This is a genomic window from Spongiibacter taiwanensis (assembly GCF_023702635.1).
In the GTDB taxonomy this organism is placed as follows: Bacteria; Pseudomonadota; Gammaproteobacteria; order Pseudomonadales; family Spongiibacteraceae; genus Spongiibacter; species Spongiibacter taiwanensis.
Genome location: NZ_CP098455.1, coordinates 1,301,857 through 1,315,793, shown reverse-complemented (window position 1 = coordinate 1,315,793; position 13,937 = coordinate 1,301,857). Strand labels below are relative to the sequence as shown.

Here is a 13,937-nt window from a genome sequence, read left to right as displayed (position 1 = left end):
GTACATGCAATACGATGTGGGGAAAAGCGTGAGGCGGCGGGAGCATGAGGCAGGGGGCAGCCCTGCCTCATGTAGATCAGTTGACCTCGTGGCGGTTGTGGCGCATCCGCAGCAAGTGTATCTGCCGGTTGTCGGCATTCACCACCTTGAATTCAAAGTCATCCAGGCGAGTGGTTTCATTGCGCGATGGCAGGTGCCCAAAGGCTTTGAGCAGCAGGCCACCAATGGTGTCGAACTCCTCATCGCTGAGCTGTGCCTTGAAGTACTCGTTGAAGTCTTCGATGGGTGTGAGGGCTTGCACCACGTAGTCGTTGTCGGCGATCTTGCGAATGGGCAGATCGTCGTCCTCGTCGTATTCGTCTTCGATGTCGCCGACGATCTGCTCGAGGATGTCCTCAATGGTGATCAGTCCCGCTGCGCCGCCGTACTCGTCGATGACCACCGCCATGTGGTTGCGCTTCTCCCGAAAATCCCGCAGCAGCACATTGAGTCGCTTGCTCTCGGGTACCAGGGTGGCGGGACGGATGATGGTGCTGAGGTCGATTTCTTCGCCCTTGTCTTTCTGCCACAGCAGCGGCAGCAGGTCTTTGGAGAGCAATATGCCGTGCACATCATCGAGGGTGTCGCCAATCACGGGGTAGCGGGAATGGCCGGTGTCGACAATGATTGGCAGCAGCTCGCTGAGGGGCTGATTGATTTTGACCACCACCATTTGCGGGCGGGGCACCATGATTTCCCGGGCCTGCATATCGCTGATATGCATGGCGCCCTCGACAATGCTTACCGCATCGTCGTCGATAACCTCGTTCTGCTTGGCCACGGCCAGCATTTCCAGCAGGTCTTCTCGGGTTTTGGGTTCAGATGAAAAAGCATGGGCAATTTTTTCGATCCAAGACTTTTCACTTGGATCGGTGCTAGATCGATCTTCACTCATGATTTTGGGTGCTGTCCTCACACAGTGGGGTATAGGGGTTGGCAATGTGCAGTTGGTCGAGCAGGCGAATTTCTAATCCTTCCATTTGCTCGGCCTCTGCGTCGTTAGTATGGTCGTAGCCGAGCAGGTGGAGTGTACCGTGAATCACCATGTGCGCCCAGTGGTGGTCCAGCGCTTTGCCCTGGGCTGAGGCTTCCCGCTCGACCACCTGCTTACAGATAACCAGATCACCCAGCAGCGGAATATCCAGCTCGTCTGGCAAGTCGGCTGGAAACGACAGCACATTGGTAGGGCCGGCTTTGCCCCGGTACTGACTGTTGAGCTCGGCGCTCTCGGCCTCGTCGACCAAGCGAATTGTCATTTCGGACTGGGGGCGATCGGCGGGCAGAGCCGCCAGCGCCCAGCGATAAAAATCGGCCTCGGCGGGCAAATTGTCCTCGGCGCAGGCCAGCTGCAGGTCCAGGTCCAGCGTCTGACCGGGGTGGGTGGGCTCAGGTGCGGGCATGTTGTTCGTCGAAGGCGGCGTAGGCTTCAACCACGCGCTGAACCAGTGGGTGGCGAACCACATCGCGGGATTCAAAGTAGTTGACGCTGATTCCCTCAATGTCCTTCAAGACCTGCATGACATGCAGCAAGCCTGATGGCGTGCCCCGGGGTAAATCGATCTGGGTTGCGTCGCCGGTAATGACGGCGGTCGAACCAAAGCCGATCCGGGTGAGGAACATTTTCATCTGCTCCCGGGTGGTGTTCTGGGCCTCATCGAGGATGATGAAGGAGTCGTTGAGGGTGCGGCCGCGCATGTATGCCAGTGGCGCAATTTCAATCACATTGCGCTCAATCAGCTTGGTTACCGTTTCAACGCCGATCATTTCATACAGAGCGTCGTACAGTGGCCGCAAATAGGGGTCTATTTTTTGGGCCAGATCACCCGGCAAAAAGCCGAGCTTCTCGCCGGCTTCCACCGCTGGGCGAACCAGCAGGATGCGCTGTACGCCGTGACCCAGCAAGGCTTCAACGGCGCATGCCACTGCCAAATAGGTTTTACCGGTGCCGGCAGGGCCGATGCCGAAATTGATATCGCATTCGCGAATCGCCCGCACATAGCGCTGCTGATTCCCGCCCCGGGGCTTGATGCTGCCCTTTTTGGTATGGATTACCACGGGGTTACCCGGGTCGCCCTGGCTGATTTGTTCCAGCCCGGCCTTTTGCAGGTGTAAGTGGACCGATTCCGGGCTGAGATGGGCGCCGCCCTGGACTTCGAGATACAGCTGCTTGATGAGCTGAACAGCATCGTCGACCGCGTCGTCGTCACCGCTGATTTGAAAGGTATTGGCCCGGGCGGCAATGCGCACGCTCAGTCGCTGCTCGATCAGCTTGAGGTGTTCGTCGAGCTGGCCGCACAGGTCAGCCAAAAGCTGGCTGTTGTTGGGCTCGAGGGTCAGGATGCGTTGTGCTGCCTGAGTTTGCGCAGTCAATGGATCACCAATCGCCAGGATTGCGGCGTAAGTCTAGGATGAACGGGGAGCATAACGCTATTGGGAAATTTCTCAAAATTCAATGGCGCTGCTGGCACAGGCTGCCGCGCAGGGAGTTGGGCAGGGCGTCATCGATGACCACGTTAACGAACTCGCCGATCAAGGCGTGATCGTCGCTGCGGAAATTCACCACTCGGTTGTTTTCGGTGCGGCCCTGCAGTTCGCCGGGGTCCTTTTTGGAAACACCGGTGACCAGAATGCGCTGTTCGGTGCCCACCATCTGGCGGCTGATCTGGGCGGCCTGGTTAAGGATGGTGTGTTGCAGGCGTTGCAGCCGGGCCTTTTTGACTTCTTCCGCGGTGTCATCGGCCAGCTGGGCGGCCGGCGTGCCGGGCCGGGCGCTGTAGATAAAGCTGAAAGAGTGATCAAAGCCGATATCAGTGATCAGTGTCATGGTGTCTTCGAAGTCGTCGTCGGTCTCGCCAGGGAAGCCGACAATGAAATCGGATGACAAACTGATGTTGGGGCGAATGGCCCGGAGTTTGTCGATTTTTGCCCGGTATTCGGCGTTGTTGTGGCCGCGCTTCATGGCGCTGAGAATGCGGTCGCTGCCGCTTTGTACCGGCAGGTGAAGGTGGTCTACCAGTTGCGGCACGTTGGCGTAGGCTTCTATCAGCGCATCGCTGAATTCCACTGGGTGGGAAGTGGTGTAGCGAATCCGCTCGATGCCGGGAATGCGGCCGACAAAGCCGAGCAATTCGGCGAAATCGACAATGTCGCCCTCGTGATTTTCGCCCCGGTAGGCGTTGACGTTTTGTCCCAGCAGATTGACCTCGCGCACGCCTTTGGCGGCCAGCTGGGCGATCTCGGCGATGACATCGTCAAAGGGGCGGCTGACTTCCTCGCCCCGGGTGTAGGGCACCACGCAGAAGGTACAGTATTTGGAGCAGCCTTCCATGATGGAAACGAAGGCGCTGGGGCCATCGACGCTGGGCTCGGGCAGGGAGTCGAATTTCTCGATTTCCGGGAAGGTCACGTCCACTACAATGGGGCCATCGACTTTTTTGCTGGTCAGCATATCCGGCACCCGGTGCAGGGTTTGGGGGCCAAAGACCACGTCGACATAGGGTGCCCGCTTACCGATATCGGCGCCTTCCTGACTGGCTACGCAGCCACCCACGCCGATTTTCAGATTAGGGTTTTTGTCCTTGAGCTTTTTCCAGCGGCCAAGCTGGTGGAACACCTTCTCCTGGGCCTTTTCCCGAATAGAGCAGGTGTTGAGCAGCAGGACGTCAGCCTCCTCCGGATTGTCGGTGGGCACCAGGCCATGACTCACCCCCAGCAAATCCTGAATACGGGCGGAGTCGTATTCGTTCATCTGGCAACCGTGGGTCTTGATGTACAGCTTTTTGGGTGTGTCTGACATAGTGGCTCTGGTATCGCTTCCGTCAAATTTGCAGTGTCGGACAAATGGCGGCGTATTATACCGATGTTGCCGCCTAAAACCCACAATTGCGGTGCAGATGGGGATTTTGTGCTATTATCCGGCGCCCCGATTTTCAGGGGGCGCAGCGCGGCGAAGCCCCCTCCGGAGAGTGTTGATGAGTATCGTAAAATCCCCCATCTATAAGGTGATTTTCCACAATAACAACAAGGTGTACGAATTGTATGCCCGGGCCATCTATCAAAGTGATATGTACGGCTTTATTGAGGTTGAGGAATTTGTCTTCGGAGAGCAGAGCCAGTTGGTGGTAAATCCGGGCGAGGAGAAGCTCAAGACCGAATTCAATGGCGTTACGCGCAGTTATATCCCCATGCACGCCATTGTCCGCATTGATGAGGTAGAAAAAGAAGGCGCGGGTAAAATTGTCGAATCGGAAGGCGGCAGCAATATTCGCAGTTTTCCCATTCCAGGCGGTCGGCCGGTCAGCAAGGGGCCCGACAGCGAGTAAGCGCTTAGCGCCAAATCCACATTGTCTGGCGGCCTGCGTTGCCAGCGAAACAAAAAAGCCCCGAACTCGGGGCTTTTTTGTTTTTGCGGGCTGGGTGCGTGGAGATTTAGGCTTGGGCCAGCTTTTGCCGCACCGATGCCAGCTTCACGCAATTGACGAACACCTTCATTGCCCGGTCGATTTCCTCTTGGGTCGGCACGCTGGGCGCAATACGGATATTGCGATTTTCCGGGTCTTTGCCATAAGGGAAGGTTGCGCCCGCTGGTGTGAGTTTTACCCCCGCTTCTGCCGCCAGGCGAACCACATCCTGGGCCAGCCCCGGAAGCGTATTCAGGGAAATAAAGTAACCGCCCTCGGGCGCGGTCCACTCCGCCATGCCGGTGCCGGCCAGGCTCGCTTCCAGATTCTGCAACACGATGTCAAAGCGGGGTTTGAGCACGGCGGCATGTTTGCGCATATGGGCGGTGAGGCCCTCGGCATCTTTGAGCAGGCGAACGTGGCGCAGCTGGTTGACCTTGTCCGGGCCAATCTGGGTCATGCCCAGGTGCTTGCTGAAGGCCTTTAGATTGGCCTTGGACATGCCCATAAAGGCCACGCCAGCACCGGCATAGGTGATCTTGGAGGTTGAACCAAACAGGTAGACGCTGTCTTCTGTGCCAAATTGTTTGCACTTGGCCATCAGGCTGGCAACGTCAGGGGCGCTATCGGTGAGGGCGTGAACGGCATAGGCATTGTCCCAGAACACCCGGAAATTGCTCCCGGCGATACTGCCGAGTTTGGCGATCCGCTCTACCACTGCATCGCTGTATACCGTGCCAGTGGGGTTGCTAAAACGGGGAACACACCAGATGCCCTTGATGCTGCTGTCGCCCTTGATCAGCGCTTCAACCTCATCCATGTCGGGGCCATCGTCATTGAGCGCGACCGGGATCATCTCGATACCCAGGTGTTCGCAGATGCTGAAGTGGCGGTCGTAACCAGGTACCGGGCACAGGAACTTGACGGTGTTGCCCTCGCTGAGCCAGCTCTTACCCAGTTCGCCAAAACCCTGGCTGTGAGCAAATAATACGGCAAAGTACATCAAGGTCAGGCTGCTATTGCCGCCAATCAGAATCTCGTCGGTGTTCACATCAAGCACGGGGGCAAACAGCGCCTTGCATTCGGCAATGCCGTCCAAACCGCCATAGTTGCGCAGGTCAATGTTGGCTTGATTGCTCAAGTCACCGCCAAGAATTTCAACAATCTCGTCGGAAAGTGAGAGCTGTTCGGCGCTGGGTTTACCGCGGGTCAGGTCCAGGTTGAGGCCGGATGCCTGGTAGCGCTGGTATTCTTCCGTCAGGGCCTTTTCCCAGTCGCGGAGTTGTTCATTTGACGCTTGATTAAGTTCCAAAATCATCACCTTGGGAGCGTTGCTGAATTGAGGGTGTTGCGAACCCGGGGCGGCTTGCCCGTCCGTAACCAGGGCGGGGCATGTGCCAGAGGCCCGAGTGCGCGGGGCTGCAAAGTATAACGGGTTCGGCGCGGAACGTCAGCTGAGGCGGGTGCTGATCCCGCCTGGATGGGAAGGGTGAGGGGCGCTCTGAGGCGCTTTAGCTCGCCGGCGCGGACTGACTGCTCACATTGCCTCGGGCGGTCAGGGCGGCAAGGCGACATTGATGCAGGTCGCCGATAATGTTGTTTGCGAGGTTGGCGGGCATATTGATACGCGCCATGCCTTCGAGCATGTCGTGCTCAATTTGGCTGGCCATGCCTTTGGCGCGGCGCAGGTCCCGCCAGTCACTGTGGGGAGTGATATACCAAATAATATCGTCGACAAAGTGCAGGCAGCGTTTTGCGGCGTCGCTGTCGCGGCCGTGGCGCAGCCAGTGGTACAACATTACCGAACTCCAGGGCCCGAGGAGCATCTCTTTGACGCTTTTGGGTAGGGCATGGCCGGCGGTTTTGCGCTCAATAAGCTGATGAATGCTGTCGCGAAGTTGGTCCAGGCGTTTGTTCTGGCTGGCGACCGCGCGTTTTTCGGTGCGCTGATCGTCGACAGCGTCGTTGAAGTGCCGACAGGCAAACTCCAGCTGGTCAGCGACACGGAGCAATTCTTTGGTGCTAATGCTGGGGCGTTGCTCCAGTGCGGCAGTGAACTTCTCTACGCCGACTTCAAGGGCGCGGCGTGCGGTGGTGGTGCCCCGGTCCCACTGGGCCAGGGTGGCCACCAGTTGACGGCATAAACGTCGGGCCGGATGCAGGGCGTTGGTGAACAGCCGCTGCTCACGAATGGCGGTATCTCGCAATTGCAGTTTCAGGCGCGCCAATTTGGCGTTCATGCCCGTTGACAGCTCCGGCAGTGGCGCTGTTGTGGCAAACATGCTGTCGGCAAGGGCGATCAGCTGTTGGCGGGTCAGGGTAACGCAGTTACCGCTGGCGCCGCGCAGCTGGCCAAGGCGTCGTTCCGCCAGCGCCCGCTTTTCAGCGCTGAGCTGATCGTTCACCAATTGGGACTCAATGTGGCGAATCCATTGCTGGGTTTCGTTGCCGACAACGGCCCGGGGGGCTTCCTCAATCAGTTGGCCATAGAGCTTATCGAGCTCACCCAGGACCAGAATGTTGAACAGGGTAACGGCCTGGTCGTAGTGGTCAGCGTGGATTTCCAGGGCGTCGCTCAGCTCTTTAAAGCCGGCAAATACGCTCATGGGAGAGATGGCGCGGCAGAGATCGTCGAGCTCACCGCGGCTGCGAAGGTTTTTGGCCAGTCGGTCCAGTTGCGGGTGGGTGCCGTCCTGGTAGGGCCGACCCTGGTCCAGTTGGTATTGAATATGCTCGGCAAATAGCGTGAGTGCCCGGCGATGGTGCTGATTAATCCGTTGGTGCTGGTCCAGCAAACTTTTAGCCTGGGCGATGGGGAGATTCTGGGCGCGTCGTTGAAGGTTGTCGGCCAGGCGAACGGTGTAGTGGCGACAGGCGCGGTGAAACCACAGTGTCACGCTTTCCTGTAATTGCTGGTCCAGCTGGCTTTTTTGCATGTTGGGCAATCCTTGCCGACGGCTGCGGTCTGTGAGGGCCGCTTGGTCGACGGCGTTCCAGTTGTTTTTATCTGGGGATTAATCTAACACATAAATTCAATGGTGTGTGCAAATATGGATGAAAAATGACCGTTTTTTTACAGAAAGTCAATTTCAGGGCGCTGTGGCAACGAAAGTGGCCCGGCGCGGTGCGGGATAGCCTTCAACGGTTAGCGCGGGATTCTCTGGGTGCAAAAAATCCGCCAGGGAATGGAATTGCATCCACTCAGTGCTGCGTTGCTCTGCCGTGGAGGTTTGGTTGATATCGACGAGCTTAACCTCCTTGAAGCCGCATTTTCGCAGCCAGGTCATCATGCTGGCCGGGCTGGGAATGAACCAGACGTTGCCCATTTTGCTGTAGCGCCCCTCGGGCACCAGTATTTCGCCCTCGTCGCCTTCGATTACCAGTGTTTCCAGCACCAGTTCTCCACCCGGGCGCAGACAATCGCGCAGGGCGTAGAGGTGGTCAATGGGGGAGCGCCGATGGTAGAGAATCCCCATGGAAAAAACCGTGTCGAAACATCGCAGGTTCTCGGGCACATGCTCGATGCCCAGCGGCAACACTGCCACCCGCGAGTCCTGAATGTATTTTTGCAGGGCAAAATATTGCACGACAAACAGGGGGGTGGGGTCGATGCCCACCACCAGATCTGCCCCGGCGCCACGCATACGCCAGCAGTGGTAGCCGCTGCCGCAGCCCACATCCAGGACCTTGCGGCCGCTCAGGGGGGAGATATGGTCTTCAAGGCGATCCCACTTCCAGTCTGAGCGCCACTCGGTGTCGATATGCACGCCGAACAATTCAAAGGGGCCTTTGCGCCAGGGGTGCAGTTTTTTGAGGGTGTCCGTTAGTTGCTGCTGGCCAGGGGTATCTAGGGGGCCGCTCACACCCACTCTGGATTGATTCAGGTTGACTGACTCAGCCCTTAATTCGGGGAGCTCTGCCAGCGCGGATTGCCAGCGCGGCAAGTCGCCGTAACGTTTGGGGTTCAGTCCTGCGGCAATCTGCTCGGGAAGGGCGGCCCGCCAGCGGGCAAACTCCTCTCCGTCCAGATGCTGGAGAAAGGTTTGGTAGTCCATCATTTAATGGCCACCATTGAGGCGAAGTTGAAACATTGGAACCACACGTCAACGCTGCTGAAGCCCGCTCCGTGAAGGCGCTGCTTGTGCTTGGCCAAGGTTTCCGGGACGAGGACGTTTTCCAGGGCGCTGCGCTTTTGGGCGACCTCCATCTCGCTGTAGCCGTTGGCTCGCTTGAAGGCGTGGTGCAAATCGGTGTTGAGTTGCTGGAGGTGGGGGTCGTCAAACTGGATCTTTTCGGACAGGACCAATACACCGCCAGGCAGCAGGGCATCAGCGATTTTGCGAATCAGCGCGTCTCGGGCGGGGGCGGGCACAAATTGCAGGGTGAAATTCAGCACCACCACCGAGGCGTTGCGAATATCGGTGTCCTCGATACTTTCGCAGCGTAAGGCGATGTCACATTGGGCCTTGCCAATGTGGCTGCGACAGCGTTCGATCATGGCAGGGGAGTTGTCCACCCCGATGATTTGGAACTCGCGGCTGGCCAGTTCCCGGTCCATCGCCAGCGAACTGGCGCCCAGCGAGCAGCCCAGGTCATAACAGTGACTGCCGGCCTGGGCGTACCGCCCGGCGATAACGCCGGTCATGGCGATGATCGTGGCATAGCCCGGGACAGAGCGTTGAATCATATCCGGAAACACGTCGACCACCTGCTCGTTAAAGGCAAATCGATCCAGGCGCTCGTGTTTGTCGGCGTAGTAGGTGTCGCGCTTGTGGTCCATCGCGGTGTCCGGGCTCAAAAGGAGCGGGATTTTACCACAGACCCCGGCGGGCGAGGATTTAGAAGCTCCAGCGCACACCGAGCTCGTAGGAGCTCAAGTCCAACTCGTCGTAGTCGCGCACCCGGAAGGTGAAACCAACACTGTCGAAGGGCTGGTAGAGGGCCTCGACGATAAAGGTCGTGTCGTCTTCCACAATCAGGTCGTGCTCACCGGCTTCCAGCGTCAGGCGCCACTGATCGTTGAGGTCGTGGCGAATACCCACTTTGTATTCGCCGCCGTCTTCGTCAGTTTCACTGGGTCGGCCGCCATAGCCGTCGAGCTCATGCTTGTCAAAGCCGAAGAAGACCGAGGTGGCGCCTGAAAGGTAATAGTGAAAGCCGATACCGTAGGTCAGCCAGCCGTCCTGGCGTTTTCCTTTGGGGAGGCGCGTGTCGCCGTTATTGTAGCGGGCATGGACGTGGATATATTCGTGAATTGAGGCGCTGGCCAACAGCGTAACGTTGTGCTCCTCCTCGAAGGGGCCCCAATCGGTGCTCTGGTAGGCATAGGCTGCTTCCAGATAGTTGTAGTGCTGGGGGACGTCGAGACTGTTGGCGTGGGCGCCAAGGGCGATGGCTGACAAGGCAGCGCCGAGGAGGGGTATTTTCGTTATCCGTGTCATGGTCAGTCCTGAAGTTACGGTAGGTTGGGGATCGCGATGCAATAATTATGCTGACTCGCCTTCCTGATGAAAGGGGAGCCAGCATGAGCGAGGGGCAACTACATTTAAGGGGTAACGGTTTGTACTACATCGGCAAAGTCCGATGAGATAACCCCTCTGGGCGTGGTGACCTTGACTGTGAAGGTCCCGTTCCCCGCTTCGTCGCCGGGCTTGACGCGGAAGAAGAAGGAGGACGGTCCCGCCGCGTTGGTCGACAGCTGGGTAAATGACGAATCCCCCTCAATAGAGCCCTGACTGGTGCTGACTTCGATAATGCTGCCCGCTGGTGGCACTTGACCTTGCGCGTCAACGACGTTGACGGTGACGTTGACGATGCCACCGTCCAGATCGATCAGGCCTGGCTGCGTGTCAATAAAAAAGCTCGAGCCGGACAGCACAATCACAATGTTTTGGCTGAGAGTTACGGTGGTCTGGTCCGGGTTGCATGAGCTGGGTCCTTTGCACAGCAGGCCTTCGTAGAGGCCACTGGCGGCGTCGTAGGTTTCATTAACGTCGTCGTCAAAATTGACATAGGGTTCATTGCTGTCGCGAACGCCATTTTCGTTGTCGTCCCGGAATGCTTCGGGCAGGTCGATAAAGGTTTCGGCGTCGTCAAAGCGTCCATTGGATGGGTTGCTATCGGTGAAACTTTCCTCACCAATGCCTGAGGCAAGCACGGTCACTCGACCGTCAGCAGGGCGGGGGCGTTGAGAGGTCAGCTCGACCGAGCAGGCACCCGCTGACGTGACGCAGCTGCCCTGCACCGACGCGCCTTCAGCCTGAAAAGCGATGGCGGTGCCATCGGGAACCGGGTTGTTGAATCGGTCAGCCGCGCGCAGTGTCAAGGTGGTGGTGATGCCGTCGTAATCATACCCTTCAATATTGAGGGTGGTTGCGCTGAGGGAGAAGCTGTCGTGGTCTGGAATGCCAGTGGTAATCGCCAGCGCGCTTGATTGGGCTGAGCTGGTGATGGCATCTCGGATCGCTGTCGCGGTAACTCGGACTGAAGTTGCTACGGTTCCCGAGGCGACCGTGGTGCTGGCAATACCGCTGGCATTGGAGGTGTCGGTGGTATTGCTTAAGGTGATGCCACCGCTGGTGTTGTTAAGGGTGAAGGTCACGTCCTGGTTGGGCACGGGGTTGCCAGTTGCGTCAGTAACCAAGAAAGAGACGACGGACTGTTCTGGTATGGCACCTGAACCCTTGATGCCGATGATGGCAGGTGTGGCAGAGGCAAAGCTGATCGAGCCGAGCGGAGCCGGTGTGGTCGTAATCTGAACGCTGGCGCCATAGGTTGTGCCGTCCAGCGCGGTCTGGGCGCTGATTGTATCCTGGCCGCTGCAACCGCGGGCAGTGTAAGTGACACTGACGGTGCCGGTGGTGTTGTTAATGATGGCGGGGGTGACTTCAGACAGGCCTGAGGCAATACAGGCAGAAGTAAAAAGGATGCTGGCATCGTCGGTGACCAGGTTGGTGTTTTGGTCGACGAAAGAAACGCTCAGCGTGGCGCTCTGTCCCGCTTCCAGAGCGGTTTTGTTGCTGGCGATTGCGCCTGCGGTAAAAGTGCCGCTAGTGAATGACCCAAAGCGGACCACCGTTTGCTGGGTAGAGCCATCGCCAGAGCCGCCGGTGTCACCGCCGGTTGAGCCGCCATCGGTGCTGCCGTTATCTTCTCCGGGACCGATGGTGGGGTCGCCGTCGCCGCCCCCTCCGCCGCAGGCCGTAAAGAATACCGCTGCCAGCAGTAGCAGCCATACGCGAAGAAACAGCTTCATACCCTCGTCCTCTTGTGTCATTGGTCTCGCCGGACCTTATAAAGGCTTAAGACTACAACGATCTTTAGGTCAGTGCAGTAAGTGACTAACAATTAAAGCATGTTTGTGTTGGAGAATTGTTGGGGCTGGGTGTTGGAGGGTGTTAGTTGGGGGCTGGTTGCTCAATAGTGGAGTGATTGAAGCGGGCTGATTGCTTTTAGGCGGATTGATCAAAACAGGCTAGGGCCTGTTTTGCCCCTTCGGGCGCCTCCGCGTTGCTGCGGCGTCTAAAAATGCTGGCGCATTTTTGTCGAACCGGGGGCGGTTCTCACCGAGCCTGACCACCAGATACCAAAAAGGCCACCCTTGTGGGGTGGCCTTTTTGGTATCTGGTAGCAAGGGGCGGATTCGAACCGCCGACCCCAACATTATGAGTGTTGTGCTCTAACCAACTGAGCTACCTTGCCAATGTGTTCTCGTTTTCGGGTGATCTCGAATTTGAGAAGGCGCGCATTTTCACGGCTAACGGGCGCCTTGTCAAGTCTCCTCGGTCAGCGCTAGACGTTGAAGCGGAAGTGGACGACGTCGCCGTCTTTGACGATGTAATCCTTGCCTTCAAGGCGCCATTTGCCGGCGTCTTTGGCGCCTTGTTCACCTTTGAGGGTGACGTAGTCGTCGTAGCCGATCACTTCGGCGCGAATAAAGCCTTTTTCAAAATCGGTGTGGATTTTGCCGGCGGCTTGCGGGGCGGTGGCGCCAACGGGGATGGTCCAGGCGCGCACTTCTTTCACTCCGGCGGTGAAATAAGTTTGCAGCCCCAGCAGGTCGTAGCCAGCGCGAATAACGCGGTCCAGGCCGGCCTCATCCATGCCCAGGTCGGCCAGAAATTCGCCTTTTTCTTCGTCGTCCAGTTCGGCGATTTCAGATTCGAGCTTATTGCAAATGGTCACTACAATCGCGTTTTCGTCGGCGGCTATCTGGCGAACCACGTCCAGGTAAGGGTTATCCTCAAAGCCGTCTTCGTTGACGTTGGCGATGTACATGGTTGGCTTGGTGGTCAGCAGGTGCAGCGAGTCGACCAGCTTTTGTTCTGCTTCATTCAGGCTCAAGCCGCGTACGGGTTTGCCCTGGTCGAGCTGGGTCTGCAATTTTTCTAGCACAGCCTTCATGGCGATGGCGTCTTTGTCGCCGCTCTTGGCAGTACGCGCCACTTTCTGCAGCTGCTTTTCGACGCTATCGAGGTCGGCCAGGGCCAGCTCGGTGTTGATGACGTCGATGTCGCTGGCCGGGTCAACCTTGTTGGCGACGTGGATGACATTGTCGTTGTCAAAGCAGCGCACCACGTGGGCGATAGCATCGGTTTCGCGGATATTTGCCAAAAACTTATTGCCCAGGCCCTCGCCCTTGGAGGCGCCGGCAACCAGGCCGGCGATATCGACAAACTCCATAGTGGCGGGGATGACTTTTTCCGGCTTGACGATGGCGGTCAGTGCAGCGAGTCGGGGGTCGGGAACCGCAACGATGCCGGAGTTGGGCTCGATGGTGCAGAAGGGGAAGTTCTCTGCGTCGATGCCCGCCTTGGTCAGGGCGTTAAATAGGGTGGATTTGCCTACGTTGGGGAGGCCAACAATGCCGCAATTAAAACCCATGACTTATCCTTGCTTATAACTGTGTAGTTGATTCATGGCCTTCGCCATATCGCCCTTGATGGCATCGGGAAGGCAGCGAATGGCCTCCTCAATGCAGGCATCGATGCTGACTCTGTCGTCGGCAGAGGGCTTGCCCAGAACGTAATTGGTGACTTGCGCTGCGCTGCCGGGGTGACCGATGCCAATGCGCAGGCGTTGGAAGTTACTGTTGTTGCCGAGTTGCGCAATGCTGTCCCGCAAGCCGTTGTGACCGCCGTGACCGCCGCCTTTTTTGAAGCGTGCGCTGCCCGGGGGTAAGTCCAATTCGTCGTGAACGATCAGGATGGCTTCTGGGGGAATTTTGAAGAAGTTGGCCATGGCGGCAATGGCCTGGCCGCTGCGATTCATAAAGGTGCTTGGAATCAGCAGTCGAAGATCGTGGCCGTAAAAGGTCAGTCGGGCGGTGTCGCCAAAAAAGCGGGCTTCGCCAGACAGCGAGACACTGTGCTGTCTGGCGAGCTCCTGAACCAGCCAGGCGCCGGCATTGTGACGGGTGTCCTGATATTGTTGGCCGGGGTTGGCCAGCCCTACAATCAGTTTTATCGTTTCCAATGCGCTACCTGCTGGCGCCGTGAC

General features: G+C 57.9%; 13 protein-coding genes and 1 tRNA gene. 1 reads left to right on the top strand and 13 read right to left on the bottom strand.

Features of this window, described 5'->3' with window-relative positions; all coding sequences use genetic code 11:
- Positions 1-76: 76 nt before the first annotated feature.
- The 4 genes from NCG89_RS06140 to miaB form a co-directional block, all read right to left on the bottom strand.
- The gene (locus NCG89_RS06140) at positions 77-934 is read right to left on the bottom strand and encodes a CorC family transporter (protein ID WP_251088884.1); all 858 of its coding nucleotides are present in this window, start codon (positions 932-934) and stop codon (positions 77-79) included.
- Positions 927-1,439, bottom strand: a complete 513-nt coding sequence (gene ybeY, locus NCG89_RS06135) for an rRNA maturation RNase YbeY (protein WP_251088883.1) — start codon at positions 1,437-1,439, stop codon at positions 927-929. Before ybeY ends, NCG89_RS06140 begins: the two co-directional genes overlap by 8 nt.
- On the bottom strand, positions 1,426-2,409 hold the full coding sequence (locus NCG89_RS06130; RefSeq protein ID WP_251088882.1) for a PhoH family protein: 984 nt from the start codon (positions 2,407-2,409) through the stop codon (positions 1,426-1,428). Before NCG89_RS06130 ends, ybeY begins: the two co-directional genes overlap by 14 nt.
- Positions 2,410-2,488: 79 nt before the next feature.
- Positions 2,489-3,835, bottom strand: a complete 1,347-nt coding sequence (miaB, locus tag NCG89_RS06125) for a tRNA (N6-isopentenyl adenosine(37)-C2)-methylthiotransferase MiaB (RefSeq protein WP_251088881.1) — start codon at positions 3,833-3,835, stop codon at positions 2,489-2,491.
- A gap of 175 nt (positions 3,836-4,010) precedes the next feature.
- On the opposite strand from miaB, the gene NCG89_RS06120 reads away from it, so the two are divergent.
- Positions 4,011-4,361: a DUF1820 family protein gene (locus tag NCG89_RS06120; protein ID WP_251088880.1), complete on the top strand. Its 351-nt coding sequence runs from the start codon at positions 4,011-4,013 to the stop codon at positions 4,359-4,361.
- Positions 4,362-4,467: 106 nt separating this feature from the next.
- Here NCG89_RS06120 and NCG89_RS06115 read toward each other — a convergent pair whose 3' ends face one another.
- The 9 genes from NCG89_RS06115 to pth all read right to left on the bottom strand — a co-directional run bounded on the left by NCG89_RS06115 (position 4,468) and on the right by pth (position 13,913).
- Positions 4,468-5,751, bottom strand: coding sequence for an aspartate aminotransferase type Ic (locus NCG89_RS06115; protein WP_251088879.1), 1,284 nt, complete (start codon positions 5,749-5,751; stop codon positions 4,468-4,470).
- Between the two features lie 199 nt (positions 5,752-5,950).
- Positions 5,951-7,375 (bottom strand): DUF1631 family protein, encoded by a 1,425-nt coding sequence (locus NCG89_RS06110; protein WP_251088878.1) that lies wholly within the window; start codon positions 7,373-7,375, stop codon positions 5,951-5,953.
- A gap of 153 nt (positions 7,376-7,528) precedes the next feature.
- Entirely contained in the window at positions 7,529-8,497 is a 969-nt protein-coding gene (gene cmoB / locus NCG89_RS06105) for a tRNA 5-methoxyuridine(34)/uridine 5-oxyacetic acid(34) synthase CmoB (protein ID WP_251088877.1), read from the bottom strand.
- On the bottom strand, positions 8,494-9,219 hold the full coding sequence (gene cmoA, locus NCG89_RS06100) for a carboxy-S-adenosyl-L-methionine synthase CmoA (protein WP_251088876.1): 726 nt from the start codon (positions 9,217-9,219) through the stop codon (positions 8,494-8,496). Before cmoA ends, cmoB begins: the two co-directional genes overlap by 4 nt.
- A gap of 58 nt (positions 9,220-9,277) precedes the next feature.
- Positions 9,278-9,880 (bottom strand): porin family protein, encoded by a 603-nt coding sequence (locus tag NCG89_RS06095; protein ID WP_251088875.1) that lies wholly within the window; start codon positions 9,878-9,880, stop codon positions 9,278-9,280.
- A 104-nt stretch (positions 9,881-9,984) separates the two neighbouring features.
- The gene (locus tag NCG89_RS06090; RefSeq protein ID WP_251088874.1) at positions 9,985-11,715 is read right to left on the bottom strand and encodes an Ig-like domain-containing protein; all 1,731 of its coding nucleotides are present in this window, start codon (positions 11,713-11,715) and stop codon (positions 9,985-9,987) included.
- Between the two features lie 348 nt (positions 11,716-12,063).
- A tRNA-Met gene (locus tag NCG89_RS06085) sits at positions 12,064-12,140 on the bottom strand.
- A gap of 90 nt (positions 12,141-12,230) precedes the next feature.
- Positions 12,231-13,322 (bottom strand): redox-regulated ATPase YchF, encoded by a 1,092-nt coding sequence (gene ychF / locus NCG89_RS06080; RefSeq protein ID WP_251088873.1) that lies wholly within the window; start codon positions 13,320-13,322, stop codon positions 12,231-12,233.
- A 3-nt stretch (positions 13,323-13,325) separates the two neighbouring features.
- Positions 13,326-13,913 (bottom strand): aminoacyl-tRNA hydrolase, encoded by a 588-nt coding sequence (gene pth, locus NCG89_RS06075; RefSeq protein ID WP_251088872.1) that lies wholly within the window; start codon positions 13,911-13,913, stop codon positions 13,326-13,328.
- Positions 13,914-13,937: the final 24 nt, after the last annotated feature.